The organism is Stenotrophomonas sp. YJH_SMC_48-3 (assembly GCF_059369375.1).
This window is the reverse complement of sequence record NZ_JCAFSQ010000004.1, coordinates 398,850-416,790: the sequence shown is the minus strand read 5'-3', so window position 1 is coordinate 416,790 and position 17,941 is coordinate 398,850. Positions and strand designations below refer to the sequence as shown.

16 protein-coding genes are annotated in these 17,941 nt (G+C 66.4%); 2 read left to right on the top strand and 14 right to left on the bottom strand.

The genetic code is table 11. The features are described from left to right. Positions 1-48: 48 nt before the first annotated feature. Together AC5P65_RS09190 and AC5P65_RS09185 are read left to right on the top strand one after the other, a co-directional pair. Positions 49-477: a PAS domain-containing protein gene (locus tag AC5P65_RS09190; RefSeq protein WP_026347009.1), complete on the top strand. Its 429-nt coding sequence runs from the start codon at positions 49-51 to the stop codon at positions 475-477. Beyond that, entirely contained in the window at positions 474-2,003 is a 1,530-nt protein-coding gene (locus AC5P65_RS09185) for a flavodoxin domain-containing protein (protein ID WP_111098111.1), read from the top strand. The genes AC5P65_RS09190 and AC5P65_RS09185 overlap by 4 nt, the downstream gene beginning before the upstream one ends. A gap of 138 nt (positions 2,004-2,141) precedes the next feature. Here AC5P65_RS09185 and AC5P65_RS09180 read toward each other — a convergent pair whose 3' ends face one another. The 14 genes from AC5P65_RS09180 to mobA form a co-directional block, all read right to left on the bottom strand. Beyond that, positions 2,142-2,810 (bottom strand): sulfate/molybdate ABC transporter ATP-binding protein, encoded by a 669-nt coding sequence (locus AC5P65_RS09180; RefSeq protein WP_111098110.1) that lies wholly within the window; start codon positions 2,808-2,810, stop codon positions 2,142-2,144. Then, positions 2,800-3,483 (bottom strand): molybdate ABC transporter permease subunit, encoded by a 684-nt coding sequence (modB, locus tag AC5P65_RS09175; protein ID WP_111098109.1) that lies wholly within the window; start codon positions 3,481-3,483, stop codon positions 2,800-2,802. Before modB ends, AC5P65_RS09180 begins: the two co-directional genes overlap by 11 nt. 3 nt (positions 3,484-3,486) lie before the next feature. Further along, complete coding sequence (gene modA, locus AC5P65_RS09170) at positions 3,487-4,230, bottom strand: molybdate ABC transporter substrate-binding protein (protein WP_111098108.1); 744 nt, start codon at positions 4,228-4,230, stop codon at positions 3,487-3,489. Positions 4,231-4,249: 19 nt separating this feature from the next. Then, positions 4,250-5,026 carry a helix-turn-helix domain-containing protein gene (locus AC5P65_RS09165; protein WP_005416832.1) on the bottom strand — a complete coding sequence of 259 codons (777 nt, stop codon included), beginning with the start codon at positions 5,024-5,026 and terminating at the stop codon, positions 4,250-4,252. Between the two features lie 11 nt (positions 5,027-5,037). Further along, the gene (locus AC5P65_RS09160; protein ID WP_111098107.1) at positions 5,038-6,252 is read right to left on the bottom strand and encodes an oxygen-independent coproporphyrinogen III oxidase; all 1,215 of its coding nucleotides are present in this window, start codon (positions 6,250-6,252) and stop codon (positions 5,038-5,040) included. Positions 6,253-6,447: 195 nt separating this feature from the next. Continuing rightward, the gene (locus tag AC5P65_RS09155; RefSeq protein ID WP_005416836.1) at positions 6,448-7,779 is read right to left on the bottom strand and encodes an MFS transporter; all 1,332 of its coding nucleotides are present in this window, start codon (positions 7,777-7,779) and stop codon (positions 6,448-6,450) included. Between the two features lie 23 nt (positions 7,780-7,802). After that, on the bottom strand, positions 7,803-8,702 hold the full coding sequence (locus tag AC5P65_RS09150; protein ID WP_005416838.1) for a peptidylprolyl isomerase: 900 nt from the start codon (positions 8,700-8,702) through the stop codon (positions 7,803-7,805). A 3-nt stretch (positions 8,703-8,705) separates the two neighbouring features. Continuing rightward, positions 8,706-9,413, bottom strand: coding sequence for a respiratory nitrate reductase subunit gamma (gene narI / locus AC5P65_RS09145; RefSeq protein ID WP_005416840.1), 708 nt, complete (start codon positions 9,411-9,413; stop codon positions 8,706-8,708). Continuing rightward, positions 9,410-10,090, bottom strand: a complete 681-nt coding sequence (gene narJ / locus AC5P65_RS09140) for a nitrate reductase molybdenum cofactor assembly chaperone (RefSeq protein ID WP_005416842.1) — start codon at positions 10,088-10,090, stop codon at positions 9,410-9,412. The genes narI and narJ overlap by 4 nt, the downstream gene beginning before the upstream one ends. After that, positions 10,090-11,634 (bottom strand): nitrate reductase subunit beta, encoded by a 1,545-nt coding sequence (gene narH, locus AC5P65_RS09135; protein WP_005416844.1) that lies wholly within the window; start codon positions 11,632-11,634, stop codon positions 10,090-10,092. Before narH ends, narJ begins: the two co-directional genes overlap by 1 nt. Further along, positions 11,634-15,377, bottom strand: a complete 3,744-nt coding sequence (locus tag AC5P65_RS09130) for a nitrate reductase subunit alpha (RefSeq protein WP_111098106.1) — start codon at positions 15,375-15,377, stop codon at positions 11,634-11,636. The genes narH and AC5P65_RS09130 overlap by 1 nt, the downstream gene beginning before the upstream one ends. Positions 15,378-15,449: 72 nt before the next feature. Continuing rightward, entirely contained in the window at positions 15,450-16,868 is a 1,419-nt protein-coding gene (locus AC5P65_RS09125; protein ID WP_111098105.1) for a NarK family nitrate/nitrite MFS transporter, read from the bottom strand. A gap of 144 nt (positions 16,869-17,012) precedes the next feature. Next, positions 17,013-17,378: a hypothetical protein gene (locus AC5P65_RS09120; RefSeq protein WP_053499740.1), complete on the bottom strand. Its 366-nt coding sequence runs from the start codon at positions 17,376-17,378 to the stop codon at positions 17,013-17,015. Next, positions 17,375-17,917, bottom strand: coding sequence for a molybdenum cofactor guanylyltransferase (mobA, locus tag AC5P65_RS09115; protein WP_069138367.1), 543 nt, complete (start codon positions 17,915-17,917; stop codon positions 17,375-17,377). Before mobA ends, AC5P65_RS09120 begins: the two co-directional genes overlap by 4 nt. Positions 17,918-17,941 lie beyond the last annotated feature (24 nt).

Genomic DNA, 17,941 nt, shown 5'->3' with positions numbered 1-17,941 from the left:
CAGGACCCGAACACACCGGCGCTGCCGGCCTCTACAAGGACCCCCGCGATGAACTACTCCCCCGACAACGACCAGCTCGTGAATGCGCTGCAGAACGTCATGGTGATCTCCACCACCGACCTGCAGGGCAACATCACCTACGCCAATGACCTGTTCTGCACGCTCACCGGCTTCGCCCGCGAAGAGCTGATCGGCCAGCCGCACAGCATCGTGCGCCATCCGGATGTGCCCAAGGCCGTCTACAAGGACATGTGGGACACCATCAAGGCCGGCAAGACCTGGACCGGGATCGTGCCCAACCTCGGCAAGGGCGGCGTGCTCTACGTGGTCGACACTACCGTGCAGCCGCTGTTCGACGCCGACGGCAACATCACCTCCTACATCAGCATCCGCCGCGTGGTGAACGACCTGATGCAGAACTACGACCTGGTCGAGTTCAGCAAGGAAAAGTTCGACGACTTCTACGAGGCCGCGTGAACGCTCTCCCGACCAGTACGCCCTTCAGCCGCCTGCTGGTGGGTTTCGCGTCCGAGTCGGGCAACGCCCGCGCCCTGGCCCAGCGTCTGGGCGCGGACCTGCAGCCGCATGCGCCGCAGGTGCTTCCGTTCAACGACATCGACGTGGCCAGTCTCGGCCAAGGCGACGTGCTGCTGGCGATTTCCAGCTCGTTCGGCGATGGCGAACCGCCGGCCAATGGCGAGCGGTTCTTCGAAACCCTGCGCCAGACCACGACGCTGAGCGGCCTGCGCTATGCCGTGTTTGGGCTCGGTGACACCGGCTACCCGAGCTTCTGCGGCTTCACCAAGGCGCTGGATGCCGCGCTGAGCGAGCGCCAGGCGCAGCCGCTGCTGCACCGGGTGGATGCCGACCTGGGCTACGAGCAGTTCTTCCAGCAATGGCAGCCGGTGCTAAGCCAGGTGCTGGGTGGCGACCTCAGCGCTGGCCAAGACCTGCACCTGCAGGTCACCGCCTATGGTGAAGACAACGCCTTTGCCGCGCGCATCCTCGAACGCCGCCGCTTGAACAGCAGCGACCCGGCCGCGTGGCACCTGCAGCTGGACATTGCCGGCAGTGGCATGGTCTATCGCGCGGGCGACACCCTGCACGTGGTGCCGGAGAACGACCCAACCCTGCTGCACGCATTGGCCCGCTGGTACGGCGATACCACGGCCGTGGCCGCCCTGCGCGACCGCGAGCTGCGCCTGCTGAGCAAGAGCGTGCTGCGCGAGCTGGCCCGGCTCGGTGGCAGCGAAACGCTGAAGGGCCTGCTGAAGGTCAGCCAGAAGCGCGAGCTGGACGCCTACCTGCACGGCCTGGACCTGCTGGACGTGCTGCAGGACCACGCCACCCCGGACAGTATGCCGCTGCCCCGGCTGCGTGAACTGCTGTCAGCGCGGCTGCCGCGTGCCTATTCAATCGCCTCGCACCCGCGCGACGACCAGCTGAGCCTGTGCGTGCGCGAAGTGCATTACACCCTGCGCGGCCGCGAGCGCTTCGGCACCGCTACCGGCAGCCTGCTGCACGGTGGCGACCACGCCCGTGTGTACTGCCGTTCCAACCCTGGCTTCCACCTGCCCGATACCGGCCAGACGCCGCTGCTGCTGGTCGGCACCGGCACCGGCATCGCACCGCTGCTGGGCCTGATGCAGGAACTGCAGGCCAACGGCTGCGAACGCGAGGTGCACCTGGTGTTTGGCGAGAAGCACAGCAAGCACGACTACCTGTACCGCGGCCAGCTGCAGGACTGGCATACCCGGGGCGTGCTGGCCGGCCTGCATACCGCGTTCTCGCGCGATGGCACCGAAAAGGTCTATGTGCAGCATGTACTGCGGCAGCGCGCCAGCGAAGTGCGCGATGTGCTGGGCCGCGGCGGGCATCTATACCTGTGCGGCAACAAGCGCCACCTGGACGGCGCGGTGCGCGAGGCCATCGATGACATCGCTGGCGAAGGGCGCTGGGACGCGCTGCGCGGTGAAGGCCGCACGCACTGTGAGCTGTACTGATCCATGGCAACCGGACCGCACGGACCTTGAACCGGTAGAGCCGGCCGCTGGCCGGCTGCTCCGGATGCCACGGTTGCCGGCCAGCGGCCGGCACTACCATCAGATGTGACCAACCATCGCCGGTGCGTCCATCACGGGTCAATTGCCTACAATGCGGCCGTCCACCACGCGCGCGACCTGCTGGCCGAACATGGCCACATCCTGCGGGTCATGGCTGATCAACAGCAACGGGATGCCGGTCCGGTCCAGCACCGTTTCCAGCTCCTGACGCAGGTGCTGGCGCAGGTCATGGTCCAGTGCGGAGAACGGCTCATCCAGCAGCAGCGCCTGCGGCTGCGTCACCAGGGCGCGCGCCAATGCAGTGCGCTGGCGCTGGCCACCGGAGACCTGCGAGGGCAGCAGATCGCCCACCGTGTCGATGCGGAAGGCGTGCAACCACTGCTCCACCGCATCGAAACGCTGGCCGAGCCCCGGATTCAACCAGCCCTTCTGCAGCCCGAACGCCACGTTCTGGCGCACGCTCAGGTGTGGGAACAGCGCGTAGTCCTGGAACACATAGCCCAGCCGGCGGCGCTGCGGCGGCAGATCCACGCCGGTGGCCGCATCGAACAGGGTCTGCCCCTGCACGCGCACATGACCCTGGCCCGGCCGCAGCAGCCCGGCCACCGCCTTCAAGGTCAGGCTCTTGCCCGCGCCCGAAGGCCCGAACAACACCACCTGCCGCTGCGTGCACTGCAGCGATACGTCCAACACGAACTCCTGGCCGGCCGCCTGCAGGCGGCGCTGTACCTGCAGGTCAAGCCACATCGCGCAGCTCCCGGCGACGCCCGCCCACCAGCCGCGCGGCCAGCAACAGGATCAGGATGCAGACCACCGAGGTCAGGATCACCAGCGCATTGGCCTTGCCGTCCTGGCCGGCCTGTACCGCCTCGTAGATGGCGATCGACAACGTCTGCGTCCGGCCCGGAATGCTTCCGGCCACCATCAGCGTCGCGCCGAACTCGCCCATCGCGCGCGCAAACGCCAGCAGCAGGCCGGCGAGGATGCCGCGCCACGCCAGTGGCAGCGTGATGCGGAAAAACACCGCCACTTCGGACACACCCAGCGTGCGTGCGGCCTGCTCCAGCTGCCCGTCCACTTCCTCGAACGCCGCGCGTGCCGGCTTGAACACCAGCGGCAGCGAGGCCACCGCCGCAGCAATCACGGCCGCCTGCCAGGTGAACACCAGGTTGATGCCGAACCACGACTGCAGCCACGCACCGATCGGACCATTGCGACCGATCAACACCAGCAGGTAGTAGCCCAGCACCGTCGGTGGCAGCACCATCGGCAGGGTCAGCAGCGAATCCAGCAGCTCGCGCCCGGGGAAGCGACGGCGGGCCAGCAACGCGCCCAGCGCCACGCCCAGCACCAGATTGATCGCGGTCGCCCAGCCGGCCACCTTCAGCGACAACCCCAGCGCGCTCCAGTCTAGATCCATGCGTCAGGGCTTGCCGAATCCGTGTTTGGCCAGAATCGCCTGGCCCTGCGGCGAACGCACGAAGGCAGCGAAGCGCCGTGCCTCTGCCGGCTGCGTACTGCCCCTGGTCACCGCCAGCGGATACGCGATGCGCCCGGACACCGGCACCGCGAACGCACGGCGCACCCGGTCGGGCATCGCCTGCGCGTCGGTGGCATAGACGAAACCCGCATCCACTTCACCGCGCGCCACGTAATCCAGCGACTGACGCACGTTCTGCGTGGTGATGGTCTTGCTCTGCACCGACGACCACAGGCCCGCCACTTCCAGCGCGCCCTTGGCATAGCGGCCGACCGGCACGCTGTCCGGGTTGCCCAGTGCGATGCGCTGCACACCGGCACCGGCCAGGTCCTTCAAGGTACGCGGCGCCGCCTTGGCCTGCGGCGGCACCACCACCCACAGCGCGTTCACTGCAAACACCTCGCGGGTGCCGGCCGCCAGCAGATCCTGCTGCTGGGCCTGGTCCATCGTGGTTTCGTCGGCCGAGGCGAACACATCCACCGGCGCACCGCGGCTGATCTGTTGCAGCAACACGCCGGACGCGGCGAAGTTGAAATCAATCTTGGTGCCCGGGTGTGCCTTCTCATAGGCATTGCCCAGTTCGCGGAAGCTCTCGGTCAGGCTCGATGCCGCCGAAACGGTCAGCGTGGCCGCCCAGGCCGGCACCGTGGCCAGCAGGCCCAGCAACAACAGTCCAGCTCGCTTCATCGTCGGCTCCCGGCCAGGTTCAGTTCGGATCGGATTCGTCGGCCACCGCCAGCGCGGCCAGGCGCTCGGGCTGCAGCAGCAGGATCTCACGCTGCTTCACCGCGATGATCCCATCATCGCTCAGGCGGCGCAGCACGCGGCTGGCGGTTTCCGGCGCCATCCGCAGGTAGTTGGCGATCTCGGTACGCGCCATCGTCAGGTTGAAGCGCGTGGCAGAAAAACCGCGCCGCGCGTAGCGCTCGGACATGTCCAGCAGGAATGCGGCCATGCGCTCTTCGGTACGGTGGTTGGCGGCCAGCGTGGCGACCTTGCCGATCTCCGCACTGAGCAGGCTGAACAGCTTGGCCTGCAGCCCGGGCATGCGCGTGGCCAGCGAGCTCAGCTTTGGGAACGAGATGCGGCACAGATGCACCGTATCCAGCGCCACCGCATTGCAGGGGAAGCGCGAACCGTGGATCGCATTCAGGCCGATCACTTCGCCCGGCAGGCTGAAGCCCAGCACCTGCTCGTTGCCCTGGCTGTCGTCGACGAAGGTCTTGACCATGCCGGCGCGCACCGCAGCAATCGAATCAAACGACTCGCCAGCGCGGAAGATGTAGTCACCCGCATGGAACGGACCGACGTGGTCGACCAGCACGTGCAGATCGCCCAGTGCGGTCTTGTCGTAGCCCTGCGACATGCAGGCGTCGGAAAACGCGCAGGTGCTGCAGAAGTGCAGCGCGTCGCCGTCATCGGCGGCGGCGGGGTTCGGGGTGGCCTGTCCAAGGCGGCCGTGCGAAGGCGGATTCGAAGACATCTGGGCAAGACTCAAGCGATGGCGGCCGCCGGCCGGAAGCATGCGGCCATCATACGCCACAGCAGGCGCCCTTCTTCGGCCAGCCGCAGCACGCGCGCATCCCAGTGCGCCCAGCCGCGCGCCAGCAACGGTGCCAATGCTGGCAGCTGCCCGGCGAAGCATTCTTCGAACGGTTCATCGTTGCGCCATTCGAAGGCAACCGCATCGAGCGCGTGATCGCAGGCGATACTCTGCGCCACCTCGGCCGCCAGTCGCTCGTCTTCGGACAGGATCAATCCGGCAGACACACCCATATGCCCGGCCTGCAGCCGCGCACGCCATTCGCCCAGTTCGTCCTCCAGGCGGTAGAACACCTCGCCGATCTGGCTGCAGGCGGACAGGCCAAGCCCGATGAAATCGCTGCGGTCGCGGCGTGGCACGCCGGCCAGGTCACAATGACGCTGGCCATCGCCCGGGCCATGCGGGATCGGCAGGTCGCCGCGCTGGTAGTGGTCACCACCGATCGGTTCGTAGCCGGCTGCGCGCAGCAGGCGCCAACTCTGCAGCCATCGTGCCGCCGAGGGATGCTCTGGCAGCGCGCAAGGCGCCGGCAGCAGGATGCGCTCGGGCGCTTCGGCCAGCACCTCATGCAGTCGTTCGATGAAGCCGGTATCCGCGCTGCCGGGCACCCGCAACTGGTAGTAGCGCGCGGTAAAGCCCACCTGTCGCGCATGCGCCAGCAGCGTCGGCCCGGGTGCATCGGCGCGATCGATCACGTTCAGGCGGGTGCAGCCCACCGCACGCAGTTGTGCCGGCGCCAGCGCGCTGCCCGCGTCCAGCCGCACCTCCACCTGTGGCCGCGCCACGGTGCGCAAGTACTGCGGCACGGCATCCAGCAGCTGGCCCAGCTGTGGTGGCGGCAGCGTCTCGGCCAGCCCCAACTGCAGCACCATTGCCACCACCTCGCGATCTTCAGCCAGCGCGCCGGCCTGCAGGCGCAGCGCCAGCAGCAGGGTGTCCAGATACGCCTGCGGTGGCACGTCGCGCCCGCCACGACCCGCCTGGAAGCCGAGCGTCAAACCACGCGGGATCAGGTGCTCGTTGCTGGCGCGCACGGCGGCGCGCCACCCGCTTTCGCCAAAGCCGGTACTGAACTGGTCAGCCGGCGGAAACAGCACGTGCCGTGGCTGCCGCAGCAATGCCGCCTGCAGCGCAGTGTCCCCGCTCTCGTCAACGTGGAAGCTCATGGCAGACATCTTCGGGCGTTCCTCTTCGCGTGGCCCTGATTGAAATCAAGCGTGGCGCATCTGATGGTTCCTGCCGGCCAGCGGCCGGTACTACCCTTTCACCCACCACTCGGTCGTGCCGGCCGCTGGTCGGCATCACCCCTTCACCCGCCGCGTATCGTCCTGGTAGTGCCGGCCGCTGGCCGGCAGCACCCTTCACCCGCCGCGCACCCGCTCGGCGGCGGCCGCGTCGATGGCTTCGGGCAGGTCGGTTTCGCGGTCGATCTGCGGGAAGTGGCGACGTTCCATGCGGCGGATCGCGAAATGCATCCACGCCAGTGCAGCCGCCACCAGCACGAACAGCAGCATGAAGCAGCTGCTCCAGATGCCCACCGCATCGTTCAACGCGCCAAACACGATCGGCAGGACGAAGCCACCCAGGCCGCCGATCATGCCGACCACGCCGCCCACCGCGCCCACATGCCTGGGGTAATACACCGGAATGTGCTTGTAGACCGCGGCCTTGCCCAGCGACATGAAGAAGCCCAGCACGAACACCAGCACGGTGAACATCACCACGCCGATGGCCAGATGGAAATGGAGCGGGCCGTGGATACCCTTCACCACATACTCGGTATCCGGGTAGGCCAGCAGGAAGGTGCAGATGGCCGACACGCCGAAGGTCCAGTACATCACCCGGCGCGCGCCCATCCGGTCCGACATCCAGCCACCGACCACGCGGAACAGGCTGGCCGGGATCGAATAGCACGCCGCCAGCATGCCGGCGTGGCCCACGTCCATGCCATAGGCGCCAACCAGGTAGTGCGGCAGCCACAACGCCAGCGCCACGAAGCCGCCGAAGACGAAGAAGTAGTACAGCGAGAACCGCCATACCTGCAGGTTCTTCAGTGGTGCCATCTGCTCGGCGAACGGCACCGGCTTCACGCCTTCGCGGCGGCGCTGTTCCAGAGACGGGTCTTCCTTGCTGAAGAGGAAGAACAGCACCGCAGTGACCGCCAGCGCGACGGCCCAGACCTTGGCAACCATGGTCCAACCGGCCGCCACCATCACCAGCGGCGCCAGCAGCTTGGTCACCGCCGAACCGATGTTGCCCGCACCGAAGATGCCCAGCGCAGTGCCCTGCTTGCTGGCCGGGAACCACTTCGAGACGTAGGCCACGCCCACCGAGAAGTTGCCGCCGGCGATACCCACGCACAGCGCGGCAACCAGGAACTGGCTGTAGGTCTGTGCGTAGGTCAGCATCCAAGTAGCGACTGCACCACACAGCATCACCAGCACCATCACCTTGCGGCCACCGAACTGGTCGGACCAGATACCGAGGAAGACGCGGCTGACCGAGCCGGTCAGCACCGGCGTGGCGATCAACAGGCCGAACTGGGTGTCATTCAAGCCGAGCTGTTGACTGATCTGGATACCAATGATCGAGAAGATCATCCACACCGCAAAGCACACGGTGAAGGCGAACGTGCTCAGCCACAGCGCACGTTGCTGCTGCCCGGCACTGGCGGGGGCAAGGGCCTGGTTCATGAATTTTCCTCGTTCAAAGGGGTTCAGCCGATATCCGCTTCGGCTTCGATCTCATCCAGCCCGCGCACTGGGTAGCGTTCCTGCAACTGCAGCAGGTAGGCCTGCACCTCGCGCTGCCGCACCTGCAACTCCAGGTAGTCACGCAGCTGCGGCAGCACGGCCTCGAACGGCTGCGGCTGGCCTTCCTCGCGGGCATCGACGCAGACCACGTGGTAGCCCCAGCGCGATTCCACCGGGAAACCGGCCAGGCCTTCGCGCAGGCGGAACACCTGTCGGTCGAACTCCGGCGTGGTCTGCCCACGTTGCAGCCAGCCCAGGTCACCGCCTTCGCTGCTGGACGGGCAGCGTGAATGACGCAGGGCGAAATCGGCGAACAGGTGCGGCGACTCCTTCAGCAGTCCGACCAGCCGCTCGCCCTCGGTGCGTGCAGCGAAGCGCCCGGCCACGTCGTCGGCCGGTGCGGCCAGCAGGATATGGCGCAGGCGCACACGGTCGGGGGAGCGGAAGCGCTCCGGGTTCTGCTCGAAGTAGCGCCGGCAGTCTTCATCGGTCGGCACGCGGTCTTCGATCGCGTCTTCCAGCAGCTGCTGGATCAGCACTTCCTCGTCACTTACCCGGTTACCCTCCGGCGCCTGCAGGCCCAGCCGCTGCGCTTCCAGGCGCAGCAGTTCGCGCACCACCAGTGCACGTGCCGCTTCGGCACGTGACTGTTCCGGGCGCATCGCCCGGTGGTGCTGCATCTCGCGGGCGATGTCGGCCTCGCTGATCGCGGTCTCGTCCACGAACAGCCGGCACGGTGCCGGCTGCCCGAGCGAACGCGGCCCCTGCGCCGCCGCGTCATGGTGGTGCGAATGCGCCTCGGCGGGAACCGGTGCCGCGGAGTCGATCACGGTAATCGGCAGGAATTTCGGCAGGCTGCGCATGGTTTACTCCCGCGGCCCATAGCGCAGCGTGGCCTGACGGCGGCGCACCACCTGGTAGGGCCGCCACAGGTAACTGATCGGAATGCTCCATACGTGCACCAGGCGGGTGAACGGCGCGATCAGGAACAGGGTCAGGCCCAGGAAGATATGCATCTTGTAGACCCAGCTGACGCCCTCGATGTAATCAGCGGCACCGGCACGGAAGGTCACGATGTGCTGCGCCCACTCGGCCAGCTGCACCATCACCCCGCCGTCCAGGTGACCGGACGAGACGCGGATGCTGTACAGGCCCAGGCACAGCTGCGCGAACAGCAGCACCAGCACCAGGGTGTCACCGAAGCTGCCGGTAGCCCGAACACGCGCATTGAACAGGCGGCGTACCAGCAGGATGCTGATGCCGATGAAGCACAGTGCGCCGAACACACCACCGACCACCATCGCCAGCATCTGCTTCTGCGAGGAGGTGATGAAGTGCTCGTACACCGCGTGCGGCGTCAGCAGCCCGACCAGGTGGCCGCCGAGGATGGCCAGGATGCCGATGTGGAAGCAGTTGCTGCCGAGCCGCATGCCCTTGTCCGACAGCATCTGACTGGAGCCGGTGCGCCAAGTGTACATGGCCTTGTCATAGCGGGCCCAGCTGCCGATCAGCAGCACTGCCACGGCGATGTACGGGTAGTACTGGAAGGCGAATTGATGCAGGGAGTAACTCATGGCTGGACCTCACGATGCGAAGGACGGGCCGGCGAACGCACGGGCGGCTTGCAGTCTTCGGCAGGGGCTTCGGCGCCGAAGCGCACCGCCTCCTCCTCCCACAAGCGGTCCATGGCCTCGGCGGTATCGTCGCGGACTTCCTCGCTGGCACGCTGGCGCAGCGCCTGCAGATCGGCCTTGCCGTCACCGGCTTCGACCAGGATCTCGAACAGCACCCGGTGCGGCAGCTCACGCTCGGCGGCACGCGCGGCCAGCATCCCGGCGATATGGCCGATGTGGTGCAGCCACTCGCGGGCCTCGCTACCGGGGCGGTGGGCCAGGAACTCCAGCAGCAACGGCAGGTAATCCGGCAGCTCGCGGGCATCCAGTTCGAAGCCGTTGCGGCGGTAGGTTTCGACCAGATCGACCATGGCCTGGCCGCGGTCGCGCGACTCGCCATGGATGTGTTCGAAAAGCAACAGGCTCATCGAACGGCCGCGGTCGAAACTGGCCAGCCACGCCGCCTGTGCATCCAGCGCATCGGTGGCCAGCAGCTGCTGCACGAAGCTGCGCAGCTGCTGGCGGCGGGCGGGGTTCAGCGCCGGGTCGTCACAGGCGGCGAGCAGCTCCTCGCCGTGCTCCCACAGTTCCTCGCGGGGGTAGTCCAGCAACACCCCGACCAGCTTGAGCACGCTCATCACACCACCTCCTTGCGGCGCTGGTTCGGGCCCTTGTCCACCACGAAGGTGGTGGTCTTGCGCTGCCCGAACAGGTCCGCCGGGCTGTCACCATTGCAGCCGTTTCCGAAGGTGAAGCCGCAGCCGCCGCGCTCACCGAAGGCGTCGTTGGCGTACTCGCGGTGGCCGGTCGGAATCACGAAACGGTCCTCGTAGTTGGCAATGGCCAGATAGCGGTACATCTCTTCCACCTGGGCGATGCTCAGCCCGGTCTGTTCCAGCACGGCGGTGTCTTCCACGCCGTCCACGTTCTTGGCCCGGCGCCAGGCACGCATCGCCATCAGCCGCTCCAGCGCGCGTACCACCGGCGCCTCGTCACCGGCCGTCAGCAGGTTGGCCAAATAGCGCATCGGGATGCGCAGCGACGCCACGTCCGGCAGCTCGCCGCTCATGCCCACGCGGCCACGCTCGGCGGCGGACTGGATCGGCGACAGCGGCGGCACATACCAGACCATCGGCAGCGTGCGGTATTCCGGGTGCAGCGGCAGCGCCAGCTTCCAGTCGATCGCCAGCTTGTACACCGGCGACTGCTTGGCCGCATCCAGCCAGCTGTCCGGGATGCCTTCCTTGCGCGCGGCGGCGATCACTGCCGGATCGTTCGGGTCCAGGAAGATGTCCAGGTGGGCCTGGTACAGGTCCTTCTCGGCGGCTACCGAAGCGGCCTCGGCGATGCGGTCGGCGTCGTACAGCATCACGCCCAGGTAGCGGATGCGGCCCACGCAGGTTTCCGAGCACACGGTTGGCTCACCCATCTCGATGCGCGGGTAGCAGAAGATGCACTTCTCCGACTTGCCGCTCTTCCAGTTGTAGTAGATCTTCTTGTACGGGCACGCCGACACGCACATGCGCCAGCCGCGGCACTTGTCCTGGTCGATCAGCACGATGCCGTCTTCCTCGCGCTTGTAGATCGCGCCCGAGGGGCACGCCGAGACGCACGCCGGGTTCAGGCAGTGCTCGCACAGGCGCGGCAGGTACATCATGAAGGTCTTTTCGAAGGCGCCGTAGATCTCCTTCTGCACCTGGTCGAAGTTGTAGTCGCGTGAGCGCTTGCTGAACTCCGAACCGAGGATCTCCTCCCAGTTCGGGCCCCACTCGATCTTCTGCATGCGCTCGCCACTGATCAGCGAACGCGGGCGTGCGGTGGGCTGGTGCTGGCTGTCCTTGGCGGTGTGCAGGTTCTGGTAGTCGAAATCGAACGGCTCGTAGTAGTCGTCGATCTGCGGCAGGTCCGGGTTGGCGAAGATCTTGGCCAGCATGCGCCAGCGGCCACCTGCGCGTGGCACCAGCTTGCCGGCGCGGCTGCGCACCCAGCCGCCGTTCCACTTGTCCTGGTTCTCCCATTCCTTCGGGTAGCCGATGCCCGGCTTGGTTTCCACGTTGTTGAACCAGGCGTACTCGACGCCCTCGCGCGAGGTCCAGACGTTCTTGCAGGTGATCGAGCAGGTATGGCAGCCGATGCACTTGTCCAGGTTCAGCACCATCGCGATCTGTGCACGGACCTTCATCACACCACCTCCTTTACAGCTGCAGGTACTGCCTCATCGTCCAGCCAATCGATCTTGTCCATCTTTCGCACGATCACGAACTCGTCGCGGTTGGTTCCGCAGGTGCCGTAGTAGTTGAAGCCATAGGCCAGCTGCGCGTAGCCGCCGATCATGTGGGTCGGCTTGAGCACGATGCGGGTCACCGAGTTGTGGATGCCGCCGCGGGTGCCGGAAATCTCCGAGCCCGGGACGTTGATGATGCGCTCCTGCGCGTGGTACATCATCGCCATGCCCGGCATCACGCGCTGGCTGACCACCGCACGCGCGGCGATCGCACCGTTGACGTTGAACAGCTCGATCCAGTCGTTGTCGACGATGCCGGCACTGCGCGCGTCGTCCTCGCTGATCCACACGATCGGACCACCGCGCGACAGCGTCTGCATGATCAGGTTGTCGCTGTAGGTGCTGTGGATGCCCCACTTCTGGTGCGGGGTGATCCAGTTCAGCACGATCTCCTTGTTGCCGTTCGGGCGCTGGTTCAGCAGCGGCTCCACCGTGCGCGTGTTGACGGGCGGGCGATAGCTCATGAAGGCCTCGCCGAAGTCGATCATCCATTCGTGGTCCTGGTAGAACTGCTGGCGACCGGTCACCGTGCGCCACGGAATCAGCTCGTGCACGTTGGTATAGCCGGCGTTGTAGCTGACGTTGTCGTCTTCCAGTCCCGACCAGATCGGCGAAGAGATGATCTTGCGCGGCTGCGCCTGGATGTCACGGAAGCGGATCGCCTCGTGCTCCTTGCCCACCGCCAGATGCGTATGCTCGCGACCGGTGAAGGCGCCCAGCGATTCCCAGGCCTTCACCGCCACATGGCCGTTGGTTTCCGGCGCCAGGTGCAGGATTACTTCGGCCGCGTCGATCGCGGTCGAGATGGCCGGGCGCCCCTGGCTTATGCCTTCTTCGTGCACGGTGTGGTTCAACTTGCCGAGGAACTCGACCTCGTGCTTCGTGTCCCAGCTCATGCCCTTGCCGCCGTTGCCCTGCGTGTCCAGCAGTGGGCCGAGCGAGGTGAACTTGCGGTACAGGTTCGGGTAGTCACGCTCCACCACCGTCATCGACGGCATGGTCTGGCCCGGAATGGCCTCGCACTCGCCCTTCTTCCAGTCGGCTACGCCGAAAGGCATGCCCAGCTCGTTGGGGGTGTCGTGCAGGGTCGGCATCAGCACCAGGTCCTTCTCCACGCCCAGCACGCCCGGCGCCATCTCGCTCACGGTGCGGGCCACCTCCTTGAAGATGTCCCAGTCGCTGCGCGATTCCCACGCAGGGTCCACCGCCTTGGACAGCGGGTGGATGAACGGGTGCATGTCCGAGGTGTTGAGGTCGTCCTTCTCGTACCAGGTTGCCGTCGGCAGCACGATGTCCGAGTACAGCGCGGTGGTGCACATGCGGAAGTCGAGCGTGACCAGCAGGTCCAGCTTGCCTTCCGGCGCGTCGTCGCGCCACTTCACCTCCTGCGGCTTCACTGCGCCCATTTCGCCCAGGTCCTTGCCCTGCAGCCCGTGGCGCGTACCCAGCAGGTGCCGCAGCATGTACTCGTGGCCCTTGCCCGAGGAACCGAGCAGGTTCGAGCGCCAGATGAACATCATGCGCGGGTGGTTCTGGCTGGCGTCCGGGTCGGCGAAGGCGAAGTCCAGCGAGCCATCCTTGAACTTGCCCAGCGCGTAGTCCGCCGGGGCCACGCCGGCCGCTTCGGCCTCGCGTACCAGCTGCAGCGGGTTGCGGTCCAGCTGCGGGGTGCTCGGCAGCCAGCCCATGCGCACCGCGCGCAGGTTCAGGTCGGCCAGGCTGCCGCTGTACTTGCGGGCATCGGCCAGCGGCGACAGCAGCTCGTCCACCCGCAGCTTCTCGTAACGCCACTGCCCGGTGTTGAAATAGAAGAACGAGGTGCCGTTCATGTGGCGCGGCGGCTTGCTCCAGTCCAGGCCGAACGCGAGCGGCTGCCAGCCGGTCTGCGGGCGCAGCTTCTCCTGGCCCACGTAATGCGCCCAGCCGCCGCCGGTCTGGCCCACGCAACCACACATGATCAGCATGTTGATCAGGCCGCGGTAGTTCATGTCGTTGTGGAACCAGTGGTTCATGCCCGCGCCGACGATGATCATCGAGCGGCCGTGGGTCTTGTCGGCGGTACGCGCGAACTCGCGGGCGATCTCGATCACCTCGGCGCGCGACACGCCGGTGATGCGCTCCTGCCACGCCGGCGTGCCCGGCACCCTGTCATCGAAGCTCGATGCCACGTTGCCGCCGCCAAAGCCACGGTCCACGCCGTACTGGGCCAGCAGCAGATCGTAGACCGTGGCCACCAGCGTCTCGCCGCCGTCGACCGTGGCCAGGCGGCGCACCGGAATGTTGCGGTCCAGTACGTCTTCGGCCGGTGCGGCGGTCCAGCCGTCGCTTTCAATGCCACCGAAGTACGGGAAGCTCACCGCCTCGATGCCGTCGTTGGCGTCGGACAAGCTCAGGCGCAGGCGCGTGTCGGCGCCATTGCTGGCCTTCTCTTCGATGTTCCAGCGGCCCTTTTCACCCCAGCGGAAACCGATCGAGCCATTGGGCACCACGATCTGGCCGCTGTTCTCGTCGTAGGCCAGGGTCTTCCAGTCCGGGTTGTTGGCTTCACCCAGCCCGCCCAGCTCACTGGCGCGCAGGAAGCGGCCCGCCACCAGGCGGCCATCGTCGCGGCGCTCCAGGCGCACCAGCATCGGCATGTCCGAGTACTGGCGGCAGTAGTCCTGGAAATACTGCGAGGGCGAATCGACATGGAACTCACGCAGGATCACATGGCCGAACGCAAACGCCAGCGCAGCGTCGGTGCCCTGCTTGGGGTGCAGCCAGTGGTCGGTCAGCTTGGCCAGCTCGGAATAGTCCGGGCAGATCGCCACCGTCTTGGTGCCGTTGTAGCGCGCTTCGGTGAAGAAGTGCGCATCGGGCGTACGCGTCTGCGGCACGTTCGAGCCCCAGGCGATGATGTAGCGGCTGTTGTACCAGTCGGCCGATTCGGGCACGTCGGTCTGCTCGCCCCAGATCTGCGGCGAGGCCGGCGGCAGATCGCAGTACCAGTCGTAGAACGACAGGCAGGCGCCGCCCAGCAGCGACAGGTAACGCGCGCCGGCGGCGTAGGACACCATCGACATCGCCGGAATCGGCGAGAAGCCGACCACGCGGTCCGGGCCGTACTGCTTCACCGTGTACAGATTGGAAGCGGCGATGATCTCGTTGGCCTCTTCCCACTGCAGGCGCACGAAGCCGCCCATGCCGCGGCGGGTCTTGTACGAACGCGCCTTCTCCTTGTCTTCAACAATGCTGGCCCAGGCATCGACCGGGGCCTTGCTCCTGCGCGCTTCGCGCCACAGGCGCAGCAGCGTGCCGCGGATCAGCGGGTACTTCAGCCGGTTGGCGCTGTACAGGTACCAGGAGTAGCTGGCGCCACGCGGGCAGCCACGCGGTTCATGGTTGGGCAGGTCCGGACGCGTGCGCGGGTAATCGGTCTGCTGGGTTTCCCAGGTGACCAGGCCGTTCTTGACGTAGATCTTCCAGCTGCAGGAGCCGGTGCAGTTCACCCCATGGGTGGACCGCACGATCTTGTCGTACTGCCAGCGGGCGCGGTAACTGTTTTCCCAGTCGCGGCCCTCGCTCTTGGCAAATCCATGGCCATCGGCAAAGGTCTGGGGGTCACGCTTGAAGAACTGCAAGCGATCGAGGAAATAACTCATCGGGGATCTCCCTTTGCGGACATCGGCATCGTGGCTGTGTGTGTCATCTGGCTGCGGTGCGTTTTCATGTCGTCAGCAGGGTGTCTCGGCACCGCGCCGGTAGTACCACCACCAGGTCACCGCCAGGCAGGTGACATAGAAAACAACGAATCCGTACAGCGCCATGTCGGGGCTGCCGGTCAACGTAATGGACGAGCCGTAGCTCTTGGGAATGAAGAAGCCGCCGTAGGCGCCGATCGCACCGGAAAAGCCGACCACCGCAGCCGACTCGATGCTGGCCTGGTGCGCGGCGGTAGCCTTGCCCTCGGCGTTGTCGTTGGCCGACCAGCGCTCATGCAGCGTGCGGAAGATCACCGGGATCATGCGGAAGGTCGTGCCGTTGCCGATGCCACTGAGCACGAACAGCGCCATGAAGCTGAGCAGGAAGCCATGGAAGTTGCCGCCCTGGCCATCGCTGGGCAGGAAGTGCAACACACCGAACACCGCGGCGATCATCAGCGCGAATACCCAGAAGGTCAGGCGTGCGCCACCCCAGCGGTCGGCCATGCTGCCACCCACCGAGCGCATCAGTGCGCCCAGCAGCGGGCCGATGAAGGCGTAGGCCAGCGGGTTCACGTCCGGGAACTGGCTCTTCACCAGCATCGGGAAGCCGGCCGAGAAACCGATGTAGGAACCGAAGGTACCGATGTACAACCAGCACATCAGCCAGTTGTGCTTGCGGCGGAAGATCACCGCCTGCTCGGAGAACGACGAGCGGGCGCTGGTCAGGTCGTTCATGCCGAACCAGGCCGCGATGGCGCACAGCGCGATGGCCGGCACCCAGATGAAGCCGGCGTTCTGCAGGAACAGTGATGCCCCACCCTCCACCGTGGGCTGCGGTGCACCACCCAGCGCACCGAACACGCCTACGGTGATGACTAGCGGGATCACCGCCTGCGCCACCGACACGCCCACATTGCCCAGGCCAGCGTTCAGGCCCAGCGCCAGGCCCTGCTTCTGCTTGGGATAGAAGAAGGAGATGTTGGACATCGACGATGAGAAGTTCGCGCCACCGAAGCCGCACAGGATCGCGATGGCCACGAACACCCAGTACGGCGTGGCCGGGTCCTGCACCGCAAAGCCGAGCCAGAGCGTCGGCGCCAGCAGCGAGGCGGTCGACAGCGCGGTCCAGCGGCGGCCGCCGAAGATCGGGATCACGAACGAATAGAAGATGCGCAGGGTCGCGCCGGACAGGCTGGGCAGCGCCACCAGCCAGAACAGCTGGTCGGTGCTGAAGTTGAAGCCGATCTTCGGCAGGCTGATCGACACCGCCGAGAACAGCACCCAGACCGAGAAGGCCAGCAGCAGCGAGGGGATCGAGATGACCAGGTTGCGGGTGGCAACCCGCTTGCCGGTGCGCTCCCAATAGCCGGGGTCCTCCGGCGTCCAGTCGCTGATGACGCGACCCGGACGGGCAGTGCTGCGGACAACAGGATCGCTACCGACGGTCATACATGGCTCCAAGGCTGTGGAATGACGTGGGTATTGCTTTCAAGTTGTGACCCGTCGTCGTGCAGCCATTAGGCCGTGCGGCAACTACGACGGGGTTGATCTGGATCAATCAGGGGCCGGTTTTCACCCTGCCCCTGACAAATGTCAAACCGATGAAGCGGTATTGCGGCGCGTGACTCCGCGCTGGCGCACGCTGTCGCGCACGTCCACATCGAACTGCAGCTGAAGCCGGCTGCCATCTTCCAGGGCAATGTCGAATGGCAGGCCATCCCGGCACGGCAGCCGCGCCGCCAAGGCCTCAACCGCCGGGCGCGGCAGCACCAGGCGGCAGAAGGTGCCACCATCGAGCAGCACCGGCCGCTCGCCGCCATGCAGCGACACCGCCATGCCCCAACCCTCGATACCGCCGAAGCGGGTCATGTTCTCGACCGATTCACCGGCCAGCAGGCGCGCCAGTTCGGCCTCGTCCAGGCGAAGCCGTACCGATTGGTCCTGCAACTGCACTTTCATGACGCAACATCCTCCCATTGTTCGGGGGTATTGCAGTTGACCAGCCCGGCCTCGTCAATCGGCGCCAGGGCCACGGAATTCACGCCAAGACGGCGCTGCAGGGCCTGCAGCGAGCGCGGGCCGTCCGGGTCATCCAGCATCGATCCAAGTACGTTGCGGCAAGCATCGTCTATATCCACCAGCATGGGCAGGGGGTGGCCCGCAAAGATCGTGCATGGACCGCGATGGCCGTCACGCAATTGCTGTAGCAATCGCGGCGGCAGCAGCGGTGTATCCACCGGCACCACCCAGGCCGGGCCATCGGGCATGCGCGTCGCCACGCTGTAGAGCCCGCCCAGCGGCCCGCAACGTGCCACGCGGTCCGGTATGCCGCCGAACGCCGGGTAATTTCCGCTGACCCAGACCTCGCGTGCGCCAGCCTGCATCAACAGGCCCCGCATGTGTTCCAGCAGCGTGCGCCCCTGCCACGGCAGCAGCGCCTTGTCGCGGCCCATCCGGGTGGACAGCCCACCGGCCAGCACGATGCCGGTGATGCTCATCGCAGTAGAGCCACGCCATGCGTG